This window comes from Frateuria sp. GZRR35, from assembly GCF_051900415.1.
Taxonomy (GTDB): Bacteria; Pseudomonadota; Gammaproteobacteria; order Xanthomonadales; family Rhodanobacteraceae; genus Frateuria_A.
In genome coordinates this window covers 156,090-179,146 of record NZ_JBHZGL010000002.1, presented here as the reverse complement: position 1 = coordinate 179,146, position 23,057 = coordinate 156,090, and the positions used below count along the sequence as shown (strand labels likewise).

The following is a 23,057-nucleotide window of genomic DNA, read 5'->3' as shown; positions in this document are numbered from 1 at the left end:
CATGGAAAGGCGATTGCGCATAGCGGTGGTCGGCTACGGTACGGGCGGCCAGGCCACGGCATTGCTGCTGTCTGGCGACGATCACCATGTGGAAGTCTTCGAGCAGGCGCCGCGGCTGGGCCCGGTCGGCGCCGGATTCCTGTTGCAGCCGGTCGGGCAGTGGGTCCTGTGGGAGCTGGGACTGCTCGATGAGGTGATGCGTTACGCCGCGCCGGTGTCGCGGCTGTACGGCGAGACCGTCGCCGGTCGGCCGGTGATGGACATGCGCTATGCCGAGCTCGATCCGCGCCTGTGTGGCCTGGGCATGCAGCGCGCCGCATTGTTCTCCCTGCTGGATGCGGCATGGACGCACGGCCGCCATCTCCACCATGGCGTCCGCGTCGTGCAGGTGGACGCGGAGCAGGGCGCGCTGGTCGACACGCAGGGCCGACGCCATGAGGGGTTCGACCTGGTCGTGGTGGCTGATGGCGCGGCCTCGATCCTGCGTTCGCAGGTAAGCACGGCGCGCGTGGATCGGCCCTATCCCTGGGGTGCGCAGTGGTGCCTGGTACCTGCGGGCGACTGGGCCGGGCGCGATGTGCTGCAACAACGTTATGTCGGCGCGCGCCGCATGGCTGGCATGTTGCCGGTCGGCACGCGACCGGGCGATCCGGTACCGCGCCTGAGCTTCTTCTGGAGCCTGCCGGTGGCGGAGCTGGGCACCGCCGGGCAGGACGAGGCGGCGTGGCGTGCAAGCGTGGCGGCGGTCTGGCCACGGGCGCACGAGCGGCTCGCCGGTACGCCGGTGCCGGCGGGACTGGCCCAGGCGCGCTACCGGGACGCGATGCACACCCACTGGTATCGCGGACGCGCCGTGCTGCTCGGCGATGCGGCGCACGCGATGAGCCCGCAGCTGGGCCAGGGCGTGAACATGGCGCTGCTCGACGCGCATGCCCTGCGCGATGCGCTGCGTGCGGCAGACGACGTGTCTGAAGCGCTGGCGCGGTACGCGGCCCGGCGGCGCGCGCACGTGGCGATCTACCACCGTTGGAGCCGCTGGCTGACGCCGCTGTTCCAGTCCGAACGCGACGGTTGGGCGCGTTTGCGCGACCGCGTCTTCCATCCACTCTCGCGCATGCCTGGCGCACGCGGGCAGATGCTTCGCGTGTTGTCGGGCACGCGGCACGGCTGGTTCGGGCGGTTCGCGTTGCCGGAGGCCTTCCTGGACGCGATGGAGCGGCGTCCGCAAGCGTCGTGCTGGAACGCGCCCGACGGCGAGGCCGGCGCGGGCTGAAACGGCGCCTTACCGGGTCGGCGGGAACCACGCGTTGACGATCAGGCCGTCGCGCACTTCGTATACGGCAAAGGCGTCGGGCCACGGCTTGTCGCCGGCCATCCCGTGCACCCGTTCCAGGTCCACCACGATGGCGCCGCTGGCGGTGCGCTTGAGGATCTCCACGCCGAACGCCTTCGGTTGGCTCGCGAACAGGCTGGCGTAGGCGTTCGCGATCGCGGCGCGACCTTCGACCGGCGGTCGCGTGCCGGAGAGGCCGACCAGGCGGGCATCGGCCGCGTAGCACGCGGCCAAGGCCTTGGTGTCGTGCGCGTTGTAGGCGTCCACCTGGGCCTGCACGACCTGTGTGGCGGTGCTGGTGGGGTCGGTCGTGCCGCAGGCCGCCCATGCGTGGATGGGGAGCAGGCCGAACGCCAGTGCGGAGATTGCCAGCAGCTTGGTCATGGTGGTTCCCGGGTGGGGTGTGCGGAGCCTGCGCGGAAGGCTCACCCTGGCGCGGGCTATGCCTCCGGCACGGTTTGCGAGGCCCGGCGCCAGTCGCGCAGGCCGATGGCCGCAAGCACGACGAAGCCGGCGTAGAGCACCGCGGTGATCAGCAGGTCCTTGTAGACGTACTCGCCCACGTAAATCACGTCGACCACGATCCACAGCCACCAGGCGGCGATGTAGCGGCGCGCCTCCCACCACATCGCGACCAGGCTGAAGGCAGTGAGTGCCGCGTCCAGCCAGGGCAGCGCAGCGTCGGTCCAGCGATGCATGGCGTAACCGAGCGCGAGCGCGCCGGCGAGGCCCAGGACCAGGTGGCCAACGCACTGGCGTGGCGGGAGCGTCGCCACCTGCACGCGGCCGTCGCTTCCCAGGTGCTTCAGCCAGCGCAGCCAGCCGTACACGATCATCCCGGCGAACGCCGCCTGCAGCAAGGCGTCGGAATAGAGCTTGGCGTCGATGAAGATCCCGCTGTAGACCCCCACCGACGCCAGGCCCACCGGCCAGCACCACGGGCGCCGCCGCGCGGTGAGCCAGACGGCCCACGCGCTAAGCACCGCACCGAAGAGTTCGATGGCATCCATCAGAACGCGTAGCTTACGGACAGCCGGGCCAGCCGCGGTGCGCCCGGGAACAGGTAGCTGTCGCCGAAGGCGCTGCCGGTGTCGCGCCAGTAGAAGCGGTTGAACAGGTTGTCGATCGACAACCGTGCGGTGAGCGCATGGCCGCCCAGCGTGGTGGCGTAGCGCACGCCAGCGTCGAACACGTTGTAGGCGGGAACGCGCACGCGGCCATCCGGCGTGGCGGCGTTTGGCGAGGCGTAGCGCCAGCCGCCGAGCAGGCTCAGCTGCGGAGCGAACGGCAGGCGGTAGTCGGCGTACACGGCCGCACGCAGGCGCGGCACGTTGACGACCTGGTGGCCTTCGTACGCGGGCGTGCCGGTGTCCTGCGCACGGGCGTGGATGAAGCTCGCACTGGCGGTGAGATCGAGGTTCTCGCTGACGTGGCCGTGCGCACCCAGTTCCAGCCCGGTGTGCACCTGTTCGCCCCGCTGCACGAAGGTGAAGCCGTAGTCTGAATCGTCCGGCTGCGCGAACTGGTAGGGCTGGCGGATGCGGTACAGGGCGGCGCTGAGATCGAGTGCGCTGCCGACGGCGTATTTCATGCCGGCTTCGAGCTGGCGCGACAACCGCGGCGCGAGCATCTGGCTATCGTTGCTGGTCCAGTACGGTGCTTCCTTGCCCAGCGACAGGCCTTCGCTGTAGCTGAGGTAGCTGGTGAGCGCCTCGTCCGGTTGCCACAGCACGGCCGCCTGCGGCAGCGCCTTGCTGAGGCGTGTGTCGCGTTCGGGCGCACCGTCGCCGTCGTAGGCGCGTTCGTGCAGGCGCACGAAGCGGCCGCCGGCGATCACTTGCCACTGCTCGCCCAGGTGCAGCCGGTCCAGCGCGAACAGCGAGCGCTGCCAGCTGGTGAGCCGGCGCACCGATGGCCCGGGCTGGTTGGGCGAGGGCGCGAAGTAGGGCGGGTCCACATCGGCGATGTTGGCGGTGGCGACGTAGTCGTAGACGTCGGTGCGCTGGTCGTTGAGGCGGCGGAACGCGCTTGCGCCCAGCGTGAGCTGGTGGCTGACGGCGCCGGTGTCCAGGTGCCCTTCCAGCGACGCGCGCGCTTCGTCGTCGATGCGCGTGTCGTCGGGGCTGCGGTAGTCGTAGACGTCGTAGTCGCCGTTGGGCGCGAAGTAGTTGCCCGGCGCGCCGGTGGCGCAGGCGGGCGAGTAGAAGCAGCCGTAGGCGAACGCCACGTTGTCGTCGATCACGCTGCGGCTGTGCCCGGCGGCCAGGCGCAGGCGCCAGTCGGCGTTGAACGCGTAGTTGAAGCGCGCGCTGGTGTTGGCCGCGTGGATGCTCACCGGCTGCTGCCACGGTTCGAAGCCGAGCAGACGGGTGGGGTCGGCATGCTCGGGCAGCGTGTCGCCGCCGAGCAACTGGTAGCCGGAAACCGAGCGCTGCGCGCTGGCCTGGTAGTCGCTGTCCAGCTCCAGCGTGGCGTCGGGGGTGATGCGCCAGTCGGCGGCCACGGCGTAGAAATTGCGGCGCCCGTCGGCGTGGTGCACGTAGGCATGGGTGTCTTCCCAGGCCAGATTGGCGCGCAGGCCGAAAGTCGGCGAGAGCCAGCCGCCGATATCCAGTGCGCCGTAGCGGGAGCCGTGCGAATCGGTGCCCAGCGTCACCTCGCGCACGTCGGCGGGGCGCTTGCTGACGAAGTTGACCACGCCGCCCGGCTCCATCACGCCGGCCTGCAACCCGGCCAGGCCCTTGAGCACTTCGACCCGCTGCTTGTCCTCCAGCGCGACCGGCTGCTCGCCGGCGATGGTGAGGTTGTTGATGCGCAGCCCGGTGGCCAGGTCCAGCGGATAGCCGCGGATGGCGATGTCCTGGTAGTAGCCGACGGGCGCGTAGTTGTCGCCCAGCGCGGCGTCCTCGCGCGCCAGTTCGCTCAGCGTGCGGATCTGGCGGTCGTCGATCTGCTTGCGCGTGACCAGTGTGACCGCCGCCGGGGTGTCGTGCAGCGAGGCGTTGCCGTAGGCGTCGATGGCGGTGCCGTGGCGGTCATCGTGGGTTTGGCCCTCCACGCGCACGGGCGCCAGTTCCTTCGCCTGGGTGGCGTCGGGCAGGTCGGCGGCATGCGCAGCCGGGGCCAGTGCGGCGAGGAGGGCAAGCAGCAGGGGAGTGCGGGGCAGGGTCATCGTCGGCTCGTCGGATAAGGGACACGAACGAAGCGACGGTCAGGCGCACGCCCGGACGGACGCACGACTGCTTATCAAGCTCCCTACGCCGGTACAAGCCGGATCAGGTTCCAAGGGACTCTCTCAGCCCGGCGTTTTGCCGGGCACCCCCGCTTCAAGACGGGTATTGAAGCATGGAATGGACGTCCAATCCAAACTGCTCGCCTGAGCGCAGGCCGCAGTCGAGGGGGCGCACGCTTGCGCAGCGCCTTGACGCCGCTCGCTGCACGAGCGCTGCTCAGCGCGAACGGTCCGGGGTCAGGCAAGCGCGTGGATGGCGTCGAGCAGTGCGCGTCCCGGCGCCGTCGTGAACCACGCCGCGTGCCCGCGCAGGAACGTGTGGTAGGCCACGTCGGCGTTTGCCGGCGAGCGGGTGACCGCGGTGAAGTACTCCACCTCCGACAGCGCGAAATCCACGTGCACCAGCGGCAGCAGGTCGGCCAGCAGATGGACGTCCGCGGCGGACAACGGGCGTTGCTCGCGGTAGCCGGCAATCAACGCGCGCGCGGTGTCCGGGTGCCCTCCATCGCCGCGATCGATCTCCAGCCAGGCGATCGCGTTGCGCTCGATCGCGGTGGCCAGGTCGAACAACGCAAAGGTCCGGGCGGCCAGCCCGAAGTCGAGCACGGCGGTGATGGAGGCTTCTTCGCCGTTGGCGCTCCAGCACAGGTTGGAGACGTGCCAGTCGCCGTGCGTCCACAGTGATGGTTGCGCGGCGAGCCGGGCCTGCACGCCCCCGTGGAACGGCGCCAGCGTCTGGCCAATTTCGGCGCGCCAGTCGCGTTGGCACAGGTAGGCCGCGAGCCCTGGCCGGTCCGGCAGTTGCGCTTCGATGGCAGCGAGCGGGTCGGCAGCTTCCACGACCTCGCTGCGCGCGACCAGCAGGTGCGTGTTGCGCTGTCTGGCCGCATAGCCTTCCGCAGCGTCATGCAGGCGGGCAAGCATGGCGCCGGCTGCATGCGCGTGGGCGAGATCGGGCAACGGCGTCCAGGAGGCCGTCTCGCGGTACAGGTCGGTGCCGGCGGCGAGCGCATGCACCTCGTACGTCCACGCGCCCTGCGCGATGGCCGTTTGGCCCGTCGCATCGGCCAGCACCGGCGGCACCGGTATGCCGGCCACGCGCAGCCAGGCCATGAAGGCGTGCTCCTCGGCGAGCGTGTCGGGCGTGCGCAGGCTGCGGTGATGGCGCTTGACGAACACGGTCCCGACGGCGGTGTCGACCAGCGCGGCGGCCGACAGCGGGCGCGGGCTGTGCCATCCGATGGCGCCGATCGAGGCGATCGCCGGATAGCGGGCCAGCAGCGTCGTCACTTCCGCGCGGGCGAGCGGTGGCCAGTCGGGATGGACGTCGTCCTCGGCCAGGCCGTGGACGCGATGGTCGGTGTCGTTCATGCGGCCATTATCGCGTCGCAGTGCATGGATTGACGCACCGCGCCCGCGCCGGCATGGAGACAGCTACGGAGTTTGCAGCCACGGCATCACGTCGCTTCCGGCATGCTATGCGCCCTTTCGTTTCGGACGGCTTGATGAGCGCCTTGCTGTTGCTGTTCACCTGCCTGGTGCTGGGTGCGCTGGTGGCGCGTCTGGCGCGTCCGCCGGCGGGGCTTGCGGCGGGGCTCAACTGGTGGGTGATCAACGTCGCGCTGCCGGCGCTGGTGCTGGAGCTGATCCCGAAGTTGCGCTTCGATCCGCAACTGTGGTTTCCGATCGTTGCGATGTGGCTCACCTTCGGCGGCGCGTGGCTGCTGTTCGGGCTGCTGGGGCCTCGGCTGGGCTGGTCGCGCGGGCGCATCGGCGCACTGATTCTGGTCTGTGGCCTGGGCAACACCTCGTTCATGGGCTATCCGCTCATGCAGGCGCTGTATGGCCAGCCCGGCCTGACGCTGGCAGTGGTGGCCGACCAGCTCGGCGCGTTTCCCGTGCTCGCCTCGGCTGGCATCGTGGTGGCCTGCCTGTACGCCGGGCGCGCGCCGGAGCCGGTGATGATCGCGCGGCGCATCGCCACGTTTCCGGCCTTCGTGGCGCTGCTGGTGGGGATCGCCGCGGGTGTGCTCGGCGGCTGGCCACCGGTCGTCGAGGGCGTGTTCGCGCCGCTTGGTGCCACGCTGACGCCACTGGCGCTGTTCTCGGTGGGGCTGCAGTTCCGCTTTCACCCGGGTGAGCGCCAGCTGGTGGCGGCGGGGTTCGGCCTGGGCTGGAAACTGTTGCTGGCACCGCTGGCGTGCTGGGTGCTCGGCATCGCCAGCGGCGTCGGCGGGCTGGTGTTGAGCGTCGGCGTGCTGCAAGCGGCCATGGCGCCCATGGTGTCGGCGACCATCCTGGCCGACGAGTACGGGCTGGACCCGCCGCTGGCCAACACCATCCTCGGCGCGGGCATCGTGCTGTCGCTGCTCACCGTGCCGCTCGGCAGCGCGTTGCTCGGCTGAGTGGGCCCACCGGATGGACGGCTGCGGGATAATCGACCGATGAGCGAGACGCAGGACAACCTGGCTGCCGTACGTGCCGACGTGTGGCTGTGGGCTGCGCGCTTCTTCAAGACGCGCAGCCTCGCCAAGCAGGCGATCGATGGCGGCAAGGTCGATCTCAACGGAGGTGGCTGCAAGCCGTCGAAGGCGGTGCATGTGGGCGACCGCTTGCAGATCGGACGCGGCGAGGAGCGCCTGGAGGTCGTGGTGCTGGCGCTGTCCGAACAGCGCGGACCGGCTCCGGTGGCGCAGGCGCTCTACCGGGAAACCGAGGAGAGCCTGGCCGCGCGCGAGGCGGCACGGGCACAGCGCAAGCTGGGGGCGGCCGGTCTGCTGCGGCCGCCGACGCGGCCGGACAAGCGCTCGCGACGGCAAATCCAGCAGTTCAAGGATCACCAGGGCTGAAGGATCACTCCACGGCCGCGCGGTAGACCGGCAGGTCCACGTTGCGCTTGAAGCTGAAGATCAGGCTTGTCTCGATGTGTGCCACTTCGGTGCGCGTGGTGAACGCATCCAGCGCGAAGTCGCGCAGATGATCGCTGTCGCGCACCGCCACGTGCAGCAGGTAATCGTTGGCGCCGGCCACGTGATAGAAGGCCAGCACCTCGCGCAGCGTCGACAGGTAGCCGCCGAAGGCGTCCAGGTCGGCGCGGGCGTGGCGGGCCAGTCGCACGCTGATCATCGCCTGCAGGCCGATGCCCAGCGCCGCCGGTGCGACTTCGGCGTGGTAACCGCAGATCGCGCCCTGCTCGCGCAACCGGCGGACGCGTTCCAGCGCGGTGGAGGGCGCCACGCCCACCCGCTCGGCGAGCAACTTGTTGGGCAGCCGGGCGTTCTTCCGCAGTTCGCGCAGGATGGCGAAGTCGATTCGGTCAAGTTGCACGAAAGCCCCCTCAGGCTGAACAGAATTCGGTGAGCTGGTTGCGAGCACCTTGCCCATTCTAGCCTTGGTCCCATTCACCGAACGGGAGCATCGCCATGGCCGACAAGCAGCACATCGAAACGCTCGGCGTCCACGCCGGTCGCGAGGACTTCGCCGACCTGGGCGTGCACGCGCCCCCGCTCGATCTTTCCACGACCTATCCGGTGCGCGACCTGGCCGAAGGCACCGCCAGCTTCGATGCGCTGGTCGGCGGCGCGGCGCAGGCGGCCAACCCGATCTACGCGCGCCTGCACAACCCGACGGTCGCGCGCTTCGAGCAGGCATTGGCGCGACTGGAAGGCACCACCGACGCGGTCGCCTTTGCCTCGGGCATGGCAGCGATGTCGGCCTGCCTGCTGGCGGCCGGCCAGCGCGGCAAGCACGTGCTGGCGGTGCGCCCGTTGTATGGCACCTCCGACCATCTGCTGGCCTCCGGGCTGCTGGGCATCGCCACCCGCTGGGTGCGACCGCAAGACGTGGGAGCGGCGATCAACCCCGACACGGCGCTGGTGATCATCGAGACGCCGGCCAACCCCACGCTGGACCTGGTCGACATCGCCGCCGTGGTGCGCGCGGCGGGCAGCGTACCGGTGCTGGTCGACTCCACCTTCGCCACCCCGGTGTTGCAGCAACCGGCCTCGCTCGGCGCGACACTGGTGCTGCACAGCGCCACCAAGTTCCTCGGCGGCCACGGCGACGTGATCGCCGGCGTGGTGGCCTGCGATGCCGACTGGGCGGCCGCGCTGCGCCAGGTGCGGGCGGCGACCGGCGGGCTGTTGCATCCGCTGGGCGCTTACCTGTTGCACCGCGGCCTGCCGACGCTGAGCCTGCGCGTGCACAAGGCACAGGCCAACGCCCAGGTGATCGCCGACAGGCTGGCCGCGCATCCCTCGGTGGCGCGGGTGTGCTACCCGGGGCTGGGCACGGTGGCCAACGCGCATCTGGCCCGCACCCAGATGCGCGGCCCCGGCAGCCTGCTGGCCTTCGAGCTGCATGGCGGGCATGCCGCGGCGGCCGCGGTCATGGCGTCGGTGCGCCTTGCCACGCCGGCAGTGAGCCTGGGCTCGGTCGACACCTTGATCCAGCATCCGGCCGGGCTCACCCACCGCGTCGTCGATGCCGCCACCCAGGCCGATTGCGGCATCACCCCGGGCCTGCTGCGGTTGTCCGTGGGCATCGAGCACGCGGACGATCTTTGGGCGGATCTGGCCCAGGCGCTCGATGCGGTGCGCGAGTCGGAGGCGGCCTGAGGCGCTGATGCGATCAGGTTCGCTATGGGTGCGACCGTAGCGCGTGTTATCCGATCGCCTTGAGCCGGTAGAGCGCCTCCAGCGCTTCGCGGGGCGTCATCGCATCGGGGTCCATGACTTGTAGCGCTTCCTCCACCGCCGAAGATTGCGCGGCGAACAACCCCAACTGCGGCGAAGGTGCGGGCGCCGGGCCGGCCGGTGCGTGCCCGTGCATGCCGCGCTCCAGTTCAGCCAGCGTGCGGCGCGCATCGGCGATCACCGCTTTGGGCAGGCCGGCCAGCGCCGCCACCTGCAAGCCGAAACTGCGGTTGGCGGGGCCTTCCTTGACGGCGTGCATGAAGATCAGTTGCTCGCCCCGCTCCTTGTGGTGATGTTCGACCGCGTCCAGGTGGACGTTGGCGATGCCCTCGTATTCGCCGGCCAGCTCGGTCAGCTCGAAGTAGTGCGTGGCGAACAACGTGAATGCGCGACTGGCAGTGGCCAGGTGCACCGCGGCGGCACGAGCGAGGGCCAGGCCGTCGTAGGTGCTGGTGCCACGACCGACTTCGTCCATCAGCACCAGACTGTGCTCGGTGGCGTTGTGCAGGATGTTGGCCGTCTCGCTCATCTCCACCATGAAGGTGGACTGCCCGCGCGAGAGATCGTCGCCTGCGCCGATGCGGGTGAAGATGCGGTCGACCGGGCCGATGCACGCGCGCGATGCGGGTACGTAACTGCCGATGTGCGCGAGCAGCACGATCAGCGCGTTCTGGCGCATGTAGGTGCTCTTGCCGCCCATGTTCGGGCCGGTGATCACCAGCATGCGGCGGGTGTCGGTGAGGTCCAGGTCGTTGGGTTCGAAGGGTTCCTCGCGCACCTTCTCCACCACCGGATGACGGCCGCGCTCGATGCAGATGCCCGGCGCGTCGGTGAGGTCCGGTTGGCGCCAGTCCAGCGTTTCGGCGCGCTCGGCCAGGCAGGCCAGCACGTCCAGCTCGGCGATGGCGGACGCGGCGTCCTTGAGCGGCGCGAGACGCTCGATCAGCGTGGCGAGCAGGTTCTCGTACAGCGCGCGCTCGCGCATCAGCGAGCGCTCGCGCGCCGAGAGCACCTTGTCCTCGAAGGCCTTGAGCTCTTCGGTGATGTAGCGCTCGGCGTTCTTGGTGGTCTGCCGGCGGGTGTAGTGCGTCGGCGCCCTGTCGGCCTGCGCGCGGGTGATCTCGATGTAGTAGCCGTGCACGCGGTTGTAGCCGACCTTGAGCGTGCTGATGCCGCTGGCGGCCTTCTCGCGTTCCTCCAGCTCGACCAGGAACTGGTCGGCGTTGGTGGACAGGCGGCGCAGTTCGTCCAGTTCCGCGTCGTAGCCTTCGGCAATGACGCCGCCGTCGCGCTGCAACACCGGCGGTTGCGCGACGACCGCGCGCTGCAGGAGCGCGGCCGTCTCGGCGTGGTCGCCGATACGCGCGACCAGTGTGTGCAGCAGCGGGCTGTCCAGTGCGGCAAGTTGCTCGCGCAACACCGGCGCGGCCGCGAGGCCATCGCGCAGCGTCGAAAGGTCGCGCGGGCGCGCCGAGCACAGCGCCACGCGGGCCAGGATGCGCTCCAGGTCGCCGATGCCGCGCAGCTTCTCGCGCAGCGGCTCGTAGGCGCGCGCCTCGATCAGCGTGGCGATCGCCTGGTGGCGCAGGCGCAACGTGTCGCGCGAGCGCAGCGGGCGGTTGAGCCATCGGCGCAGCAGGCGTGCGCCCATCGGCGTCACCGTCTCGTCCAGCACGCCGAGCAGGGTGTGTTCGATGCGGCCGCTCGGGTGCGTGTCCAGTTCCAGATTGCGTCGCGTGGCTGCATCCAGCGCGATGGTCTCGCCGGCGTTCTCCACCGCCATGCCGGTGAGGTGCGGCAGTGCGTTCTTCTGGGTCTCCTCGACGTAACCCAGCAGGCAGCCGGCGGCGGCGATGGCCAGCGGCAGGCCGTCGACGCCGAAGCCGGACAGGTCGCGCGTGCCGAAGAAGCGGTTGAGTTCGCGTCGCGCGGCATCGAGGTCGAAATGCCACGGCGGGCGCTTGCGCAGGCCGGGCAGGGCGGTGACCAGCTTCGGCCAGCCGCCATCCTCGCCGACCAGCGTCTCGGCCGGCTGCAGGCGCGCGAGCTCGGCGGCAAGCGCCTCGGCGTGGGGCACTTCGCTGAGCAGGAAGCGGCCGGAGCTCAGGTCCACCCAGGCCAGCCCGAAGGCGCCCTGCGCGCCGGCGTGGATCGACAGCAGCAAGTTGTCGCGACGCTCTTCCAGCAGCGCCGCGTCGGTCACCGTACCGGGCGTGACGATGCGTACCACCTTGCGTTCGACCGGGCCCTTGGAGGTGGCCGGGTCGCCGATCTGCTCGCAGATCGCCACCGACTCGCCGAGCTTCACCAGCCGCGCAAGGTAATTCTCCGCCGCGTGGTAGGGCACGCCGGCCATCGGAATCGGCGCGCCCGCCGACTGCCCGCGCTGGGTCAGCGTGATGTCGAGCAGCCGCGCCGCTTTGCGGGCGTCGTCGTAGAACAGCTCGTAGAAGTCGCCCATGCGGAAGAACAGCAGCACGTCCGGGTGCTCGGCCTTGTGGGCCAGGTACTGGCGCATGAAGGGAGTGTGCGAGGCGGAATCGTTGAGGTTCATGCAGGAAATCAGGCGGGCGGTCGCCGGCGGCGGTAATCACGCGGGAGGCACCGGAGTGTACACGGCGTGAGCCGTCGCCCGGCCCCGTCGATGGGAGGCAATGGCCCGCATTCCTGTAAGAGCGCACCTGTGCGCGACCTGGATGCATGGCGGTCGCGCACAGGGTGCGCTCCTACAGCAGGCCACGGCAGCGACTTGTCTTGCCGTGGCGTCCCACAAGCGGGTAGAACGGCCCCTTGTCCCCGACGGATCGCCCGCTGTGCCCCTGCCCGCCCCTACCGACGCGGAACTCTCCGCACTGGCCGCCGAAGTCGCCATCGATCTTCAGCAGCGCAGGCTGATGCTCGTCACCGCTGAATCCTGCACCGGCGGCTGGATCGCCAAGACGCTCACCGACCAGCCGGGCAGCTCCGCCTGGTTCGACGCAGGCGTCGTGGTGTACAGCTACGAGGCCAAGGAGGCGTTGCTGGGCGTCAATCCGCGCACGCTCGAACACACCGGCGCGGTCAGCGAGGAGACCGTGCTGGAGATGGTTTCCGGCGCGATGGCGCGTTACGGCGCTGGCGTCGCCGTGGCGGTCACCGGCATTGCCGGGCCGTCGGGCGGCACGCCGGAAAAGCCCGTCGGCACGGTCTGGATCGGCTGGAAACGACGCGGCGGCTACGCCCACGCGCAGCTGTTCCATTTCGATGGCGACCGTGAGGCGATCCGCCGGCAAAGCGTGGCCGCCGCGCTCAACGGCGTGCGGAAAGCGCTGACGGAATGAGGCGCCCTGCGCCGGCGGCGGGGCTTGACGGCTGTGGGATAATCAAGGCCTTAGCAGATCGCAGCCTGTGAGATTCGAACCGGGCAAGATCGCTTCCATTCCTCGCCACACCACCGGGATTCCCACGATGGACGACAACAAGCGCAAAGCGCTGGCCTCCGCACTTGGCCAGATCGAAAAGCAGTTCGGCAAGGGGGCCGTGATGCGCCTGGGCGACCGCACCAACGAGGCCATCGACACGGTCTCCACCGGTTCGCTCGGGCTGGACATCGCGCTGGGCATCGGTGGCTTGCCGCGCGGCCGCGTGATCGAGATCTATGGCCCGGAATCCTCCGGCAAGACGACGCTGACCCTGCAGGCCATCGCCAACTGCCAGAAGAACGGCGGCACCGCCGCGTTCGTCGACGCCGAGCACGCACTCGACCCGACCTATGCCGAGAAGCTCGGCGTCAACGTGGCCGACCTGCTGATCAGCCAGCCGGACACCGGCGAGCAGGCGCTGGAGATCGCCGACATGCTGGTGCGCTCCGGCGCAGTGGACATGGTGGTGGTCGACTCGGTGGCGGCGCTCACGCCGAAGGCCGAAATCGAGGGCGAGATGGGCGATTCCCACGTCGGCCTGCACGCGCGCCTGATGAGCCAGGCGCTGCGCAAACTCACGGCCAACATCAAGAAGTCCAACTGCCTGGTGATCTTCATCAACCAGATCCGCATGAAGATCGGCGTGATGTTCGGCAGCCCGGAAACCACCACCGGCGGCAACGCGCTGAAGTTCTACGCCTCGGTGCGCCTGGACATCCGCCGCATCGGCGCGGTCAAGAAGGGTGACGAGGTGATCGGCTCGGAGACCCGCGTCAAGGTGGTGAAGAACAAGGTCGCGCCGCCGTTCCGCCAGGCCGAGTTCGAGATCCTCTACGGCGAGGGCACCTCGCGCGAGGGCGAGATCATCGAGCTGGGCGTGAAGGAAAACCTGATCGACAAGTCCGGCGCCTGGTACAGCTACAACGGCGACCGCATCGGCCAGGGCAAGGAGAACGTGCGCCAGTTCCTGCGCGACAACCCCGCCATCGCCGACGAGATCGACCAGCAGCTGCGTGCGCGCTTGCTGGTGGGCGGCGGCAAGGCAGCCGCCACCTCTGAAGAGGCGCTCGAAGAAGCCTGATTTTTCTGTCCTGGCCGAAGCCCACCTTCCTCTCCTCTAGGTACGCCAGGGGAGGGGATGTGCCCTCGCTCTCCTGGCACAGGGACTGGCTCCGGATTTCCGCGCGGAGGGCGTGTGCTCGTCAGCTTCAATAACTGGCTGCCCTTTGACCGGGCGTATCACTACGATCCCGAGCTGCGGCGAAACAGCATGTTCAGGCCCCTTGCCGGGGATCTGGGCACGCCCTGGGCCGGGCTCTATGTGATTGCCGACGCCAGGTTGGGCGAATTGTCCGAGCCGGCGAGCGCGATCTACCTCGGGCGTTCGGTGGGCACCAAGAGCCCGTCCACGCTGCATGACCGCCTGTGGAAGCACTGCTGCAAGGCGGCGGGTCACTGCGGTGGTCCGTTCACCCTCCTTGGTGGCGAGCCGCGGGACACCAGGAACTGGGCCAGATATCGATGCGAGTGCTTCAAGGGCTTCGATAGCTGGCATTTTTCGTGGGCCAGCTTGGTCGCCGAGGACTTCGATTCGGCCAAGCGCCTGGTCAAGGCGGCCGAGCGGGCTGCCCTGCATGAATACGAGCGACAGGCAGGCACGCTGCCCGTCTGCAATGACGAAAGATCCGGGCGGGGGGCGGGCGCCTTTCAAATTGCGTTCCCCTGGCAAGAAGAGTCTCTCGGGCGTGGCTGACAAGCCTGGCAAAGACAAGGGACGCATCAAACGCAGCGCCTACGACAAGGCGCTCGTCCTGCTCGCCCGCCGCGAGCACTCGCGCCGTGAGCTCAAGACCAAGCTGCGCCAGAGCGGATACGAGGGCGATGAGGCTGCCTCGGCCATCGACCGCCTGGGTGAGCAGCACTACCAGGACGACGACCGCTTCGCCGAAGTCCTGGTGCGCAGTCGCACATCCCAGGGCTACGGCCCCCAGCGGATCCGCGCCGAGCTCAAGACACACGCCGTGCCGGACGAGCGCATCCGCGAATTGCTGGACACGGCTGAAGTCGACTGGGAAGCGTCCGCGCTCGATCAGTTGCGCAGGCGCTATGGCGGGAAGGCCCCGGCGGACCACGCCGAGCGCGCCCGACGCGCGCAATTCCTCTTGCGTCGCGGCTTTGCCGCCGCCACAGTACGACGTGCTACCCACGCCGAAGTGGACGACGCTGCCGACGAAATCGACTGATTTCATCGGCGGTGGCCGCCGGCGTGGCCTTTTTTGTCTCAAGCCTGCGCTGCCCATGAAAACCGCCGACATCCGTTCGACCTTCCTCGAATTCTTCCGCGCCAAGGACCACGCCATCGTGCCGTCCAGCTCGCTGGTGCCGGCAAGCGATCCCACGCTGCTGTTCACCAACTCGGGCATGGTGCAGTTCAAGAACGTGTTCCTGGGCAGCGAGAAGCTGCCCTACGCGCGCGCCGCCGACGTGCAGCGCTGCCTGCGTGCCGGCGGCAAGCACAACGACCTGGACCAGGTCGGCTACACCGCGCGCCACCACACCTTCTTCGAGATGCTGGGCAACTGGTCGTTTGGCGACTATTTCAAGCGCGACGCCATCGCCTATGCCTGGGAGCTGCTCACGGGCGTGTTCAAGCTGCCGGCCGAGCGCCTTTGGGTGACGGTCTACCAGACCGACGACGAGGCGTACGACATCTGGAACAAGCAGGTCGGGGTACCGGCCGAGCGCATCGTGCGCATCGGCGACAACAAGGGCGCGCCGTTCGCCTCGGACAACTTCTGGCAGATGGCCGACACCGGTCCCTGCGGTCCGTGCACCGAGATCTTCTATGACCACGGCCCGGGCGTGGCGGGTGGCCCGCCCGGTTCGCCGGACGAGGACGGCGACCGCTACATCGAGATCTGGAACCTGGTGTTCATGCAGTTCGACCGCGCACCGGATGGCACGCTCTCGCCGCTGCCGGCCCCCTGCGTGGACACCGGCATGGGCCTGGAGCGCCTCGCCGCCGTGTTGCAGCACGTGCACTCCAACTACGAGATCGACCTGTTCGAACACCTCATCCGCGTCGCCGGCGAGCTAACCGGCACCAAGGACCTGGCCAACAAGTCGCTGCGCGTGATCGCCGACCACATTCGCGCCTGTTCCTTCCTGATCGTCGATGGTGTGCTGCCGTCCAACGAAGGCCGCGGCTACGTGCTGCGCCGGATCATCCGCCGCGCGCTGCGCCATGGCTGGATGCTGGGCGTGCGCGGTGACTTCTTCTGGAAGATGGTCGCGCCGCTGGTCGAGGAGATGGGCGCGGCCTATCCGGAGTTGGCCGCCAAGGAGGCCTTCGTCGAGGATGCATTGCGTACCGAGGAACAGCGCTTCGGCGAGACGCTCGAGCATGGCATGCGTGTGTTCGACGAGGTGGCGAAGAAGGCTGGCAACACCATCCCCGGTGCCGATGCCTTCCGCCTCTACGACACCTACGGCTTCCCGGTCGACCTGACCGGTGACATCGCGCGCGAGCGCGGCCTCACCGTCGACATGGCCGGCTTCGAGCAGGCCATGAACGAGCAGCGCGAGCGCGCCCGCGCGGCGGGCCGTTTCGAGGCCAAGGGCCAGATGCCGGCGGAGCTGGCCAGCCGCCTGGCGCCGACGGTGTTCCTGGGCTACGACGCACTCGCGGCGACCGGCTGCAAGGTGCTCGGCATCGTGCGCGACGGCAGGCAGGTCGATGCGCTGGACGATGGCGAGGAAGCCCTGGTGATCCTTGACCGCACGCCGTTCTACGCCGAGTCCGGCGGTCAGGTGGGCGACACCGGCGTGCTGAGCCACGCCGACGGCCGTTTCGACGTCGGCGACACGCTCAAGATGGGAGGCGTGTTCTTCGGCCACGCGGGCCGCTGGCACGGCGTGGCGCTGCGCACCGGCGACACGCTCGACGCACAGGTCGACACCGCGCGCCGCCAGTCCACCGTACTCAATCATTCGGCGACGCACCTGCTGCACGCGGCGTTGCGCCAGGTACTTGGCGACCACGTCGCGCAGAAGGGTTCGCTGGTCGCGCCCGAGCGCCTGCGTTTCGACTTCTCGCACTTCAAGCCACTCAGCCGCGACGAGCTTGCCGCGGTCGAGGCGCTGGTCAACGCCGAGGTGCGCCGCAACGCGCCCGCCGAGGTGCACCAGATGGCCTACGACGAGGCGATCGCGTTCGGCGCGATGGCGCTGTTCGGCGAGAAGTACGGCGATGAAGTGCGCGTGCTGAAGATGGGTGATTTCTCGACCGAGCTTTGCGGTGGCACGCATGTCACCCGCACCGGCGATATCGGCCTGTTCAAGATCGTCAGCGAAGCGGGCGTGGCTTCCGGCGTGCGCCGCATCGAAGCCGTGACCGGCGAGGGCGCGCTGGCCTTCGTCGCCGACGAGGAACGGCGCCTGGGCGAACTCTCGCACCTGCTCTCTGGGAGCGGTGATGACGTGATCGAAAAGCTGCGCCAGCTGTTCGATCGCCAGAAGAAGCTCGAGCGCGAGCTCGAATCGCTGCGCAGCAAGGCCGCCGGCAGTGCCACGGCCGATCTCGCCGGGAATGCTCCCGAGGTGGCTGGCATCAAGGTGGTGGCCGCGCGCCTGGAAGGTTTCGATGCCAAGTCCCTGCGCGACAGCGTCGACCAGCTCAAGCAGCAATTAGGCGATTGCGTGGTCCTGCTGGCCGGCGCGGTCGACGGTCGCGTCTCGCTGGTGGCCGGCGTGCACGGTGCGGCGCTTGGTCGCATCAAGGCCGGCGACGTGGTGTCGCACGTCGCGCAGCAGATCGAGGGCAAGGGCGGCGGACGCCCGGACATGGCCCAGGGCGGCGGCCTGGATACGGCCCAGCTACCCGCTCTGCTCGCCGCTTTGCCGGAGTGGATCGGCCAAAGGATGTAGACCCGCTAGACCATTGTGAATCGGGGATTTATCACCCGCGAAATGCGTTGCGCGCGGCGCTCGCGCTCGGCTAGTATCGGACGACTGTCGGCGGCATGACCCACGATGCTGCCGCAAGGCAAGGGCATTCATGGTGAATGCCTTGGCTGTGAGCCGGGGAAGGCGGTAGGGCCTTCGACGGACTTTCGTCGAACTGACTGGCGATGGGCTCAGGGGTGAAGCTCCATCGTGCGGCAGGCCTGTGACCAACAGCATTAATGGAGTAACACAACATGTTGATTCTGACCCGCAGGGTCGGTGAAACCCTGATGATCGGTGACGAGGTGACCGTTACCGTTCTCGGCGTGAAGGGCAACCAGGTGCGTATCGGCATCAATGCCCCGAAGAACGTGGCGGTGCATCGCGAAGAGATCTATCAGCGGATCAAGGGCGAGCACGAGTCCGGCAGCAGCACGTCCGGCGAAACTGGCGAACACTGATCACGAACGCTTTACCTCGGCGGCGTCGGCCGGTATCCTTGCCGGCTCCGCGAAAGCGCGGAACATACCCGGAGAGATGCCCGAGAGGCCGAAGGGGCTCCCCTGCTAAGGGAGTATAGGGTCAAAAGCCTTATCGAGGGTTCGAATCCCTCTCTCTCCGCCAGACATGCAAAACGCCCCTCTCGGGGCGTTTTGCGTATCTGGAAGTAGAACTCGTAGGGCCTCAGCCCACCGTCCTCGTGCTACGCAACGGCAGGGTCGGCTGAAGCCCACCCTACGGTTTCGGGGTGAGGGCCTGCAGCTGCTTTTCCGTCAGTTCGCCGCTGTATCCCTGGCGTGAGCCATCGGCGCGGATCGCCAGCACGCGAGGTGTTTCGCCACCCCATTCGGGATCGAGCAGATAGTTGAGCCGCTCGGGCGTGGCATCGGCGTAGGCGCGGGCCGGCCAGGCGGTCATGCCGGCGGCGGCGAGGCGCTTTTCGATGGCCGGGGCATGCGCCATGTCGTCGGTGGCCACGGTGACCAGTTCGATGCTCTTCGGATGCGCCTGCTGCAATCGCGCCAGGGCTTGCAGGTTCGGTTCGCAATACGCGCAGTCCAGCGCCCACAGGGCGATCAGGCGCTCGCCGTGGGCCGGTGGTGTGAGCAGGGCAGGGACATCGGCTGCGCTCAACGGCTTCGGGGAGCCGGCCATGGCGAGGCCCGGCAGCAGCAACAGGGCGACGAGCCAACGCTTCATGGCGTCGCCCTGGCGGAGAGCAGGCGGAAGCCGGTCGCCGTGTTCCAGGCGACGTAAGCCCGGCCATCGCGCAGCAGCAGCTGCGGCGAGCCCACCGCCGCGGCGCTGCTTGCCATCGTGCGCGGCGTGCCGAAATGCAGCCCGCCGTCGTCCGAGCGGCGCAGCATCAGCGCCTCGCCTTTCGCGTCGACCTGGTTCCACGCCACCCACACCGTGTTGCCATCCACCGCGATATCCGCGTGGCTGGCACCGGCGCCAGCGATCGCCTGCGCGTGTGCGGCGTGCTGGCCAGGCTGGAGCTGGCCGTACCAGATGGTCGGTTTGCCGTTGGCCTCGTACCAGACCGCGTGGCGGGTGCCGTCCGGCGCAATCGCAAGGCCCGGGCCGTGGTGCGGGCAGCCGGCGATGTGCCAGCCGCTGAAGGTGGCGCGCTCGGCATGGCTGGCCCCGCCGTCGGTGCGCAGCACGGCGAAGGAGTGGTCACGGATGTTGTCGCCGTAGACCGCGCGGAAGAACGCGGCGATATCGCCCTGCGGCGTGTGCGAGAGCGCGATGCGGCAGCACTCGCAACTGTGCTCTGCAAGCTTGCGCTCGGGGACGAAGCTCGCGCCGCGATCGTCGGACCACGCGTAGTACACGGCTGCGCCCAGGTAGGGCTTGCCCGCTGCCTCGGCCGCGGCCTGGTCGCGCTTGTCGATCCAGGCCAGCACCACGCGTCCCTGGCCGTCGACGGCAAGCGCATCGAAGCGGTGGGTGATCTCCGCGCGATCGTGGTGCACGGTGAGCGGGGCGGAGAAATGGGCGCCGCCATCCAGCGAACGGGCGAAGCGTACGAAGCCGGTCCACGGCTTGGCGCGCGGTTGCGACCAGCTCACGTAGATCTCGCCCTTCGGGCCGAACGCCAGCTTGGGCCGGTTCTCGCCTTCGGCGTAGATCGGCTCGGGCGCGGTATTGACCGTCACCGGCGCGCTGAAGGTCTTGCCCATGTCGTCGGAGTGGCGCAGGCGCACGTGGCCGTCGGCGGCATCGGCGACCCAAAGCCGGCCTTGCGCGTCGAACGCCGCGCTCGCGCCGAGCGGCGGCTCTTTCGGCATGGCCATGTGCTCGTGCGCGGCCACCGGCGCGAGGGCAAGGCAAAGCAGCAGGATCAGCAGACGACGCATGGGATTCCTTCGGCTACAGCTCCCAGCGCACGCCGCCGACCCAGGTGCGGCCGGCATACGGGTGGTAGACCCAGTAGCGCGCGTTGGTGAGGTTGTCCACGCCCAGCGAGGCGGTCCAGTGCGGGGCGAAATGCCAGCGCAGTTTCGCATCGGCGACCGTGAAGGCACTGACGGCGCCGTAGGTGTCGACGAAATCGCTGTTGTCCAGCGAGCCGTACTGGCGGCCGGAGCGGCGGATGCCCAACGAGGCTTCCCAGCCGTCGGCAAAGCGGTAGTCGGCGAACAGGCTGGCGCGCAGGCGCGGGATGCGCGGGAACCATTTGCCTTCGGCCAGCGGGTAGCGGCGGTCGCGCAGGGTCTTGGCGTCGTTCACGGCCACGCTGGCGGTGAGGTCCAGCCCGGACGTCCACAGGTCGGTCAGCGCAAGCTCGCCCTCGATGCCGCGGATGCGGGTCAGGTCGATGTTCTGCACGTTGGTGACAGTGGGCGTGACGGTGATGTCGGTCTGCGTGTAGAGCGCATCGGCGATGCGGTCCTGGAACAGCGAGACGCGCCAGTGGCCGTCGGTGAGCTGCCGCTTGAGCGTGAGGTCCATCGAGTTGTCCCGCTCAGGCTTGAGGCTGGGGTCGTTGCCGACGATCGCGTTGGCGGCGATCGCACCCTGGAACAGCTCAGCCACGGTCGGGTAGCGCACGGCCTTGCCCCAGGCCAGGCGGAGCTGCCAGTCGGGCGCGAAGTCCCACTCGAGCGCGGCCTTGGGCGACAGGTCGCTGCGCTGGCGGTCGGCGTAACGGACGGTCGCGGCGCTGTCCGCACGGCGTCCGCCGTAGGCGCGCCATTGCTCCCAGCGAGCACCCAGCGTCAGTGCCCAGGCATCGGCAAAGCTCCAGACGTCCTGCAGGTAGGCGGCGCGCGTCTGCGTGCGGCCGGCGAAGGCGCTCGCCAGCGCACCGTCGGCGGCGCCGCGCCAGTCGCTGGCGGCGAACACGCGCGAATCGAGCACGTAGCGGTCGCCGTGCAGGCCGGCGTAGAGCATGTGCGTGTCGCCCAGCGGGCCGGAGCTGCGCAGGTCGAGCGTGTCCCAGCCGGAGCCTGCGTTGTCCGCCACGGTACCGGGACCGCCCAGCGGGCCGACCGGCGGCGGCAACGACGCGCTGCGTGCGAGCGCGCGGACGAAGTCATAGTGGCTGGCGACGGCGGTCCAGCGCCAGTCGTTGGACCAGTGGCCATTGAGCTCGGCGCCGTACAGGAGGTGCGTATCCTCGCTGCCGGTCGGCGCCAGGCCGCTGGCCGGCAAGGTCCAGGTCCCGCCGTAGGCGCTCACCGTGCCCGCGGTGACCGGTTGCCCGCCGGCATCGCGCAGGAAGCTGCGCGTACGGTCCTCGGCGTGGTTGTGCCACCAGCCGAGCGTGAACAGCGCCGCCACCCGGTCGGTCAGGTCCACCCCGAGCTTGAGCTTGGCCTGGGTCTGCACGGTGTGCTCGATGCTGTTGGCGCCATAGACCAGGCGAGGACTGCCGTTGGGATTGCGGTCGAGCGTGGCGCCATCCACTGCGACGGCAGCCGACGGATCGCCGCCGGCCTTGGCGGTGGCGTACTGCATCGGCTGGCCGTGGTTGTCCAGCCGGTCGAGGGTGAGCAGCCAGCTCCAGCGGCCCTGCCGGTTGCCGAGCGAAGCGGCGGCGTGGCGGCCGTTGTAGTGGCCGCCAGCGCCATAGGCGTCGCGGAAATCCTGGTTCATGACCTGCACGCTGGCGCTGGCGGTGAGCCGCTCGGGCAGGCGCGTGTGGATCAGTACCGTGGTGCCGATCGAGTTGCCCGGATAGAGCGCGGAATAGGGGCCGTACAACACGTCGACCGCGCCGATTTCCTCGGGCGCGACCATGCCCCAGCGCGGCGCGCCGTCCCAGCCGTTGGTCATCAGGTTGGAGAGCAGCAGGCCGTTGGAATAGACCAGGCTGCGCGCGCTTTGCAGGGTGCCCGCGTTGCGCCCGCTGATGATCGCGTTGGGGTCTCCGATGTAACGCGAGCGCACCTGCAGGTTGGGCGCAAAGCGCAGCGCGTCGGCACTGGTGGTGACGTTCTGCCGTGCGAGCTGGGCGCGGTCGATGCGCACGCTGACCGCCGGCGTCTCGGTGACGTGGGTGTCGCTGGCGTGCACCATCACCGGGGCGAGCGTGGTGGCCTGCGGTGGCGTGTCGGCGGCGTGCAGCAGGGCAGGGGCGGCCAGGAGGGCGAGCACGCAGATGCCGGGCGATCGGGGCTTCACGGTCAACTCTGGACGTGGGTCGAGGCTTCGCAGCATAGCGGCGCCAATGTGCACGGCCAGATGACGCGTTGTCGCACAGGAGTGTGGAAAGCGCGCGATGGCGCGGTGTCGCCCCTGTAGGAGCCCGCTTGCGGGCGATGCTTTTGCATCGGGCCCGGCAAGGGCATCCCCCGCGAGCGGACTCCTACGGGGGCACGATCACTCGCCCGTGTCGGGACGCTCGCGCACCGGATGCTTGCTCAGTTTGCGCTGCAGCGTGCGGCGATGCATGCCCAGGCGCCGCGCGGTCTCGGAGATGTTGCCGTCGCATTCGGTCAGCACGCGCTGGATGTGCTCCCACTCCAGCCGGCGCAGCGCGAGGGGCGCTTCGGGCGCCTCCGGCGGCTCGTCGTCGGCGGGTGCCGGGCCTTCGCCCTCGAGCAGCGCACGCACCACCGCGTCGGCATCGACCGGCTTGGCCAGGTAGTCGTGGGCGCCCCGCTTGATCGCTTCCACGGCGGTGGCGATCGAGGCGTAGCCGGTCAGCAGCAGGATGCGCATCTCCGGCACCAGCGCGTGCAGTTCGGAGATCAGCTTCAGCCCGTTCTCCTCGCCCAGCTTGAGGTCCAGCACGCAGTAGCGAGGCTGGTGCCTGCGGGCCAGCTGCCGCGCCTCGTCGGCGCGGGTGGCGCCGATCGCTTCGAAGCCACGCGAGCCCAGCGCGCGGGAGAGCACGCGGACGAAGGTGGCGTCGTCGTCGACGATCAGCAACTGGCGGGGAGCGTTGGCGTCGGTCATGAGGGCTGTGGGAGCGGTATCGGGAAAGACATTCTTGCCCGAGC

The 23,057-nt window shown here is 69.2% G+C and carries 20 protein-coding genes, 1 tRNA gene and 1 riboswitch; of the genes, 11 read left to right on the top strand and 10 right to left on the bottom strand.

Annotated features, from left to right (window positions below; translation table 11 throughout):
• The first annotated feature begins 1 nt into the window (after position 1).
• Positions 2-1,273 carry an FAD-dependent oxidoreductase gene (locus ACFWZ3_RS03350; RefSeq protein ID WP_439706371.1) on the top strand — a complete coding sequence of 424 codons (1,272 nt, stop codon included), beginning with the start codon at positions 2-4 and terminating at the stop codon, positions 1,271-1,273.
• Between the two features lie 9 nt (positions 1,274-1,282).
• Here ACFWZ3_RS03350 and ACFWZ3_RS03345 read toward each other — a convergent pair whose 3' ends face one another.
• The 4 genes from ACFWZ3_RS03345 to ACFWZ3_RS03330 all read right to left on the bottom strand — a co-directional run bounded on the left by ACFWZ3_RS03345 (position 1,283) and on the right by ACFWZ3_RS03330 (position 5,936).
• Positions 1,283-1,717 (bottom strand): nuclear transport factor 2 family protein, encoded by a 435-nt coding sequence (locus ACFWZ3_RS03345; protein WP_439706370.1) that lies wholly within the window; start codon positions 1,715-1,717, stop codon positions 1,283-1,285.
• A 56-nt stretch (positions 1,718-1,773) separates the two neighbouring features.
• Entirely contained in the window at positions 1,774-2,343 is a 570-nt protein-coding gene (gene pnuC, locus ACFWZ3_RS03340; protein WP_439706369.1) for a nicotinamide riboside transporter PnuC, read from the bottom strand.
• On the bottom strand, positions 2,343-4,505 hold the full coding sequence (locus tag ACFWZ3_RS03335; protein WP_439706368.1) for a TonB-dependent siderophore receptor: 2,163 nt from the start codon (positions 4,503-4,505) through the stop codon (positions 2,343-2,345). The genes pnuC and ACFWZ3_RS03335 overlap by 1 nt, the downstream gene beginning before the upstream one ends.
• A gap of 63 nt (positions 4,506-4,568) precedes the next feature.
• A riboswitch (TPP riboswitch) is annotated at positions 4,569-4,666 on the bottom strand.
• Between the two features lie 136 nt (positions 4,667-4,802).
• The gene (locus tag ACFWZ3_RS03330; RefSeq protein ID WP_439706367.1) at positions 4,803-5,936 is read right to left on the bottom strand and encodes a phosphotransferase enzyme family protein; all 1,134 of its coding nucleotides are present in this window, start codon (positions 5,934-5,936) and stop codon (positions 4,803-4,805) included.
• 134 nt (positions 5,937-6,070) lie between these two features.
• Here ACFWZ3_RS03330 and ACFWZ3_RS03325 point away from each other — a divergent pair, with 134 nt between their 5' ends.
• Together ACFWZ3_RS03325 and ACFWZ3_RS03320 are read left to right on the top strand one after the other, a co-directional pair.
• Entirely contained in the window at positions 6,071-6,970 is a 900-nt protein-coding gene (locus tag ACFWZ3_RS03325; protein WP_439706366.1) for an AEC family transporter, read from the top strand.
• A gap of 39 nt (positions 6,971-7,009) precedes the next feature.
• Positions 7,010-7,414: an RNA-binding S4 domain-containing protein gene (locus ACFWZ3_RS03320; protein WP_439706365.1), complete on the top strand. Its 405-nt coding sequence runs from the start codon at positions 7,010-7,012 to the stop codon at positions 7,412-7,414.
• A gap of 4 nt (positions 7,415-7,418) precedes the next feature.
• Here the strand turns inward: ACFWZ3_RS03320 and ACFWZ3_RS03315 are convergent, their stop codons facing one another.
• Positions 7,419-7,892 carry an Lrp/AsnC family transcriptional regulator gene (locus ACFWZ3_RS03315; RefSeq protein ID WP_439706364.1) on the bottom strand — a complete coding sequence of 158 codons (474 nt, stop codon included), beginning with the start codon at positions 7,890-7,892 and terminating at the stop codon, positions 7,419-7,421.
• A 95-nt stretch (positions 7,893-7,987) separates the two neighbouring features.
• Here ACFWZ3_RS03315 and ACFWZ3_RS03310 point away from each other — a divergent pair, with 95 nt between their 5' ends.
• Positions 7,988-9,181, top strand: a complete 1,194-nt coding sequence (locus ACFWZ3_RS03310; protein WP_439706363.1) for a trans-sulfuration enzyme family protein — start codon at positions 7,988-7,990, stop codon at positions 9,179-9,181.
• Between the two features lie 46 nt (positions 9,182-9,227).
• Here the strand turns inward: ACFWZ3_RS03310 and mutS are convergent, their stop codons facing one another.
• A complete protein-coding gene (gene mutS, locus ACFWZ3_RS03305) occupies positions 9,228-11,813 on the bottom strand; it encodes a DNA mismatch repair protein MutS (protein WP_439706362.1) in 2,586 nt (861 codons plus the stop codon).
• 259 nt (positions 11,814-12,072) lie between these two features.
• On the opposite strand from mutS, the gene ACFWZ3_RS03300 reads away from it, so the two are divergent.
• From ACFWZ3_RS03300 to ACFWZ3_RS03270, 7 genes are all read left to right on the top strand, one after another.
• On the top strand, positions 12,073-12,579 hold the full coding sequence (locus ACFWZ3_RS03300) for a CinA family protein (protein WP_439706361.1): 507 nt from the start codon (positions 12,073-12,075) through the stop codon (positions 12,577-12,579).
• Positions 12,580-12,706: 127 nt separating this feature from the next.
• Positions 12,707-13,741: a recombinase RecA gene (recA, locus tag ACFWZ3_RS03295; RefSeq protein WP_439706360.1), complete on the top strand. Its 1,035-nt coding sequence runs from the start codon at positions 12,707-12,709 to the stop codon at positions 13,739-13,741.
• Between the two features lie 114 nt (positions 13,742-13,855).
• Positions 13,856-14,413, top strand: coding sequence for a hypothetical protein (locus ACFWZ3_RS03290; RefSeq protein ID WP_439706359.1), 558 nt, complete (start codon positions 13,856-13,858; stop codon positions 14,411-14,413).
• Positions 14,406-14,903: a regulatory protein RecX gene (locus ACFWZ3_RS03285; RefSeq protein ID WP_439706358.1), complete on the top strand. Its 498-nt coding sequence runs from the start codon at positions 14,406-14,408 to the stop codon at positions 14,901-14,903. Before ACFWZ3_RS03290 ends, ACFWZ3_RS03285 begins: the two co-directional genes overlap by 8 nt.
• Positions 14,904-14,958: 55 nt before the next feature.
• Positions 14,959-17,586 (top strand): alanine--tRNA ligase, encoded by a 2,628-nt coding sequence (alaS, locus tag ACFWZ3_RS03280; RefSeq protein WP_439706357.1) that lies wholly within the window; start codon positions 14,959-14,961, stop codon positions 17,584-17,586.
• 272 nt (positions 17,587-17,858) lie between these two features.
• Positions 17,859-18,065: a carbon storage regulator CsrA gene (gene csrA, locus ACFWZ3_RS03275; protein ID WP_231349385.1), complete on the top strand. Its 207-nt coding sequence runs from the start codon at positions 17,859-17,861 to the stop codon at positions 18,063-18,065.
• A gap of 70 nt (positions 18,066-18,135) precedes the next feature.
• A tRNA-Ser gene (locus ACFWZ3_RS03270) sits at positions 18,136-18,228 on the top strand.
• A 111-nt stretch (positions 18,229-18,339) separates the two neighbouring features.
• Here the strand turns inward: ACFWZ3_RS03270 and ACFWZ3_RS03265 are convergent.
• The 4 genes from ACFWZ3_RS03265 to ACFWZ3_RS03250 form a co-directional block, all read right to left on the bottom strand.
• Positions 18,340-18,804: a hypothetical protein gene (locus ACFWZ3_RS03265; protein ID WP_439706356.1), complete on the bottom strand. Its 465-nt coding sequence runs from the start codon at positions 18,802-18,804 to the stop codon at positions 18,340-18,342.
• Positions 18,801-19,967, bottom strand: coding sequence for a sialidase family protein (locus ACFWZ3_RS03260; RefSeq protein ID WP_439706355.1), 1,167 nt, complete (start codon positions 19,965-19,967; stop codon positions 18,801-18,803). Before ACFWZ3_RS03260 ends, ACFWZ3_RS03265 begins: the two co-directional genes overlap by 4 nt.
• 13 nt (positions 19,968-19,980) lie before the next feature.
• Complete coding sequence (locus ACFWZ3_RS03255; RefSeq protein WP_439706354.1) at positions 19,981-22,236, bottom strand: TonB-dependent receptor; 2,256 nt, start codon at positions 22,234-22,236, stop codon at positions 19,981-19,983.
• 198 nt (positions 22,237-22,434) lie between these two features.
• Positions 22,435-23,013 (bottom strand): response regulator transcription factor, encoded by a 579-nt coding sequence (locus ACFWZ3_RS03250; RefSeq protein ID WP_439706353.1) that lies wholly within the window; start codon positions 23,011-23,013, stop codon positions 22,435-22,437.
• Between the last annotated feature and the right edge of the window lie 44 nt (positions 23,014-23,057).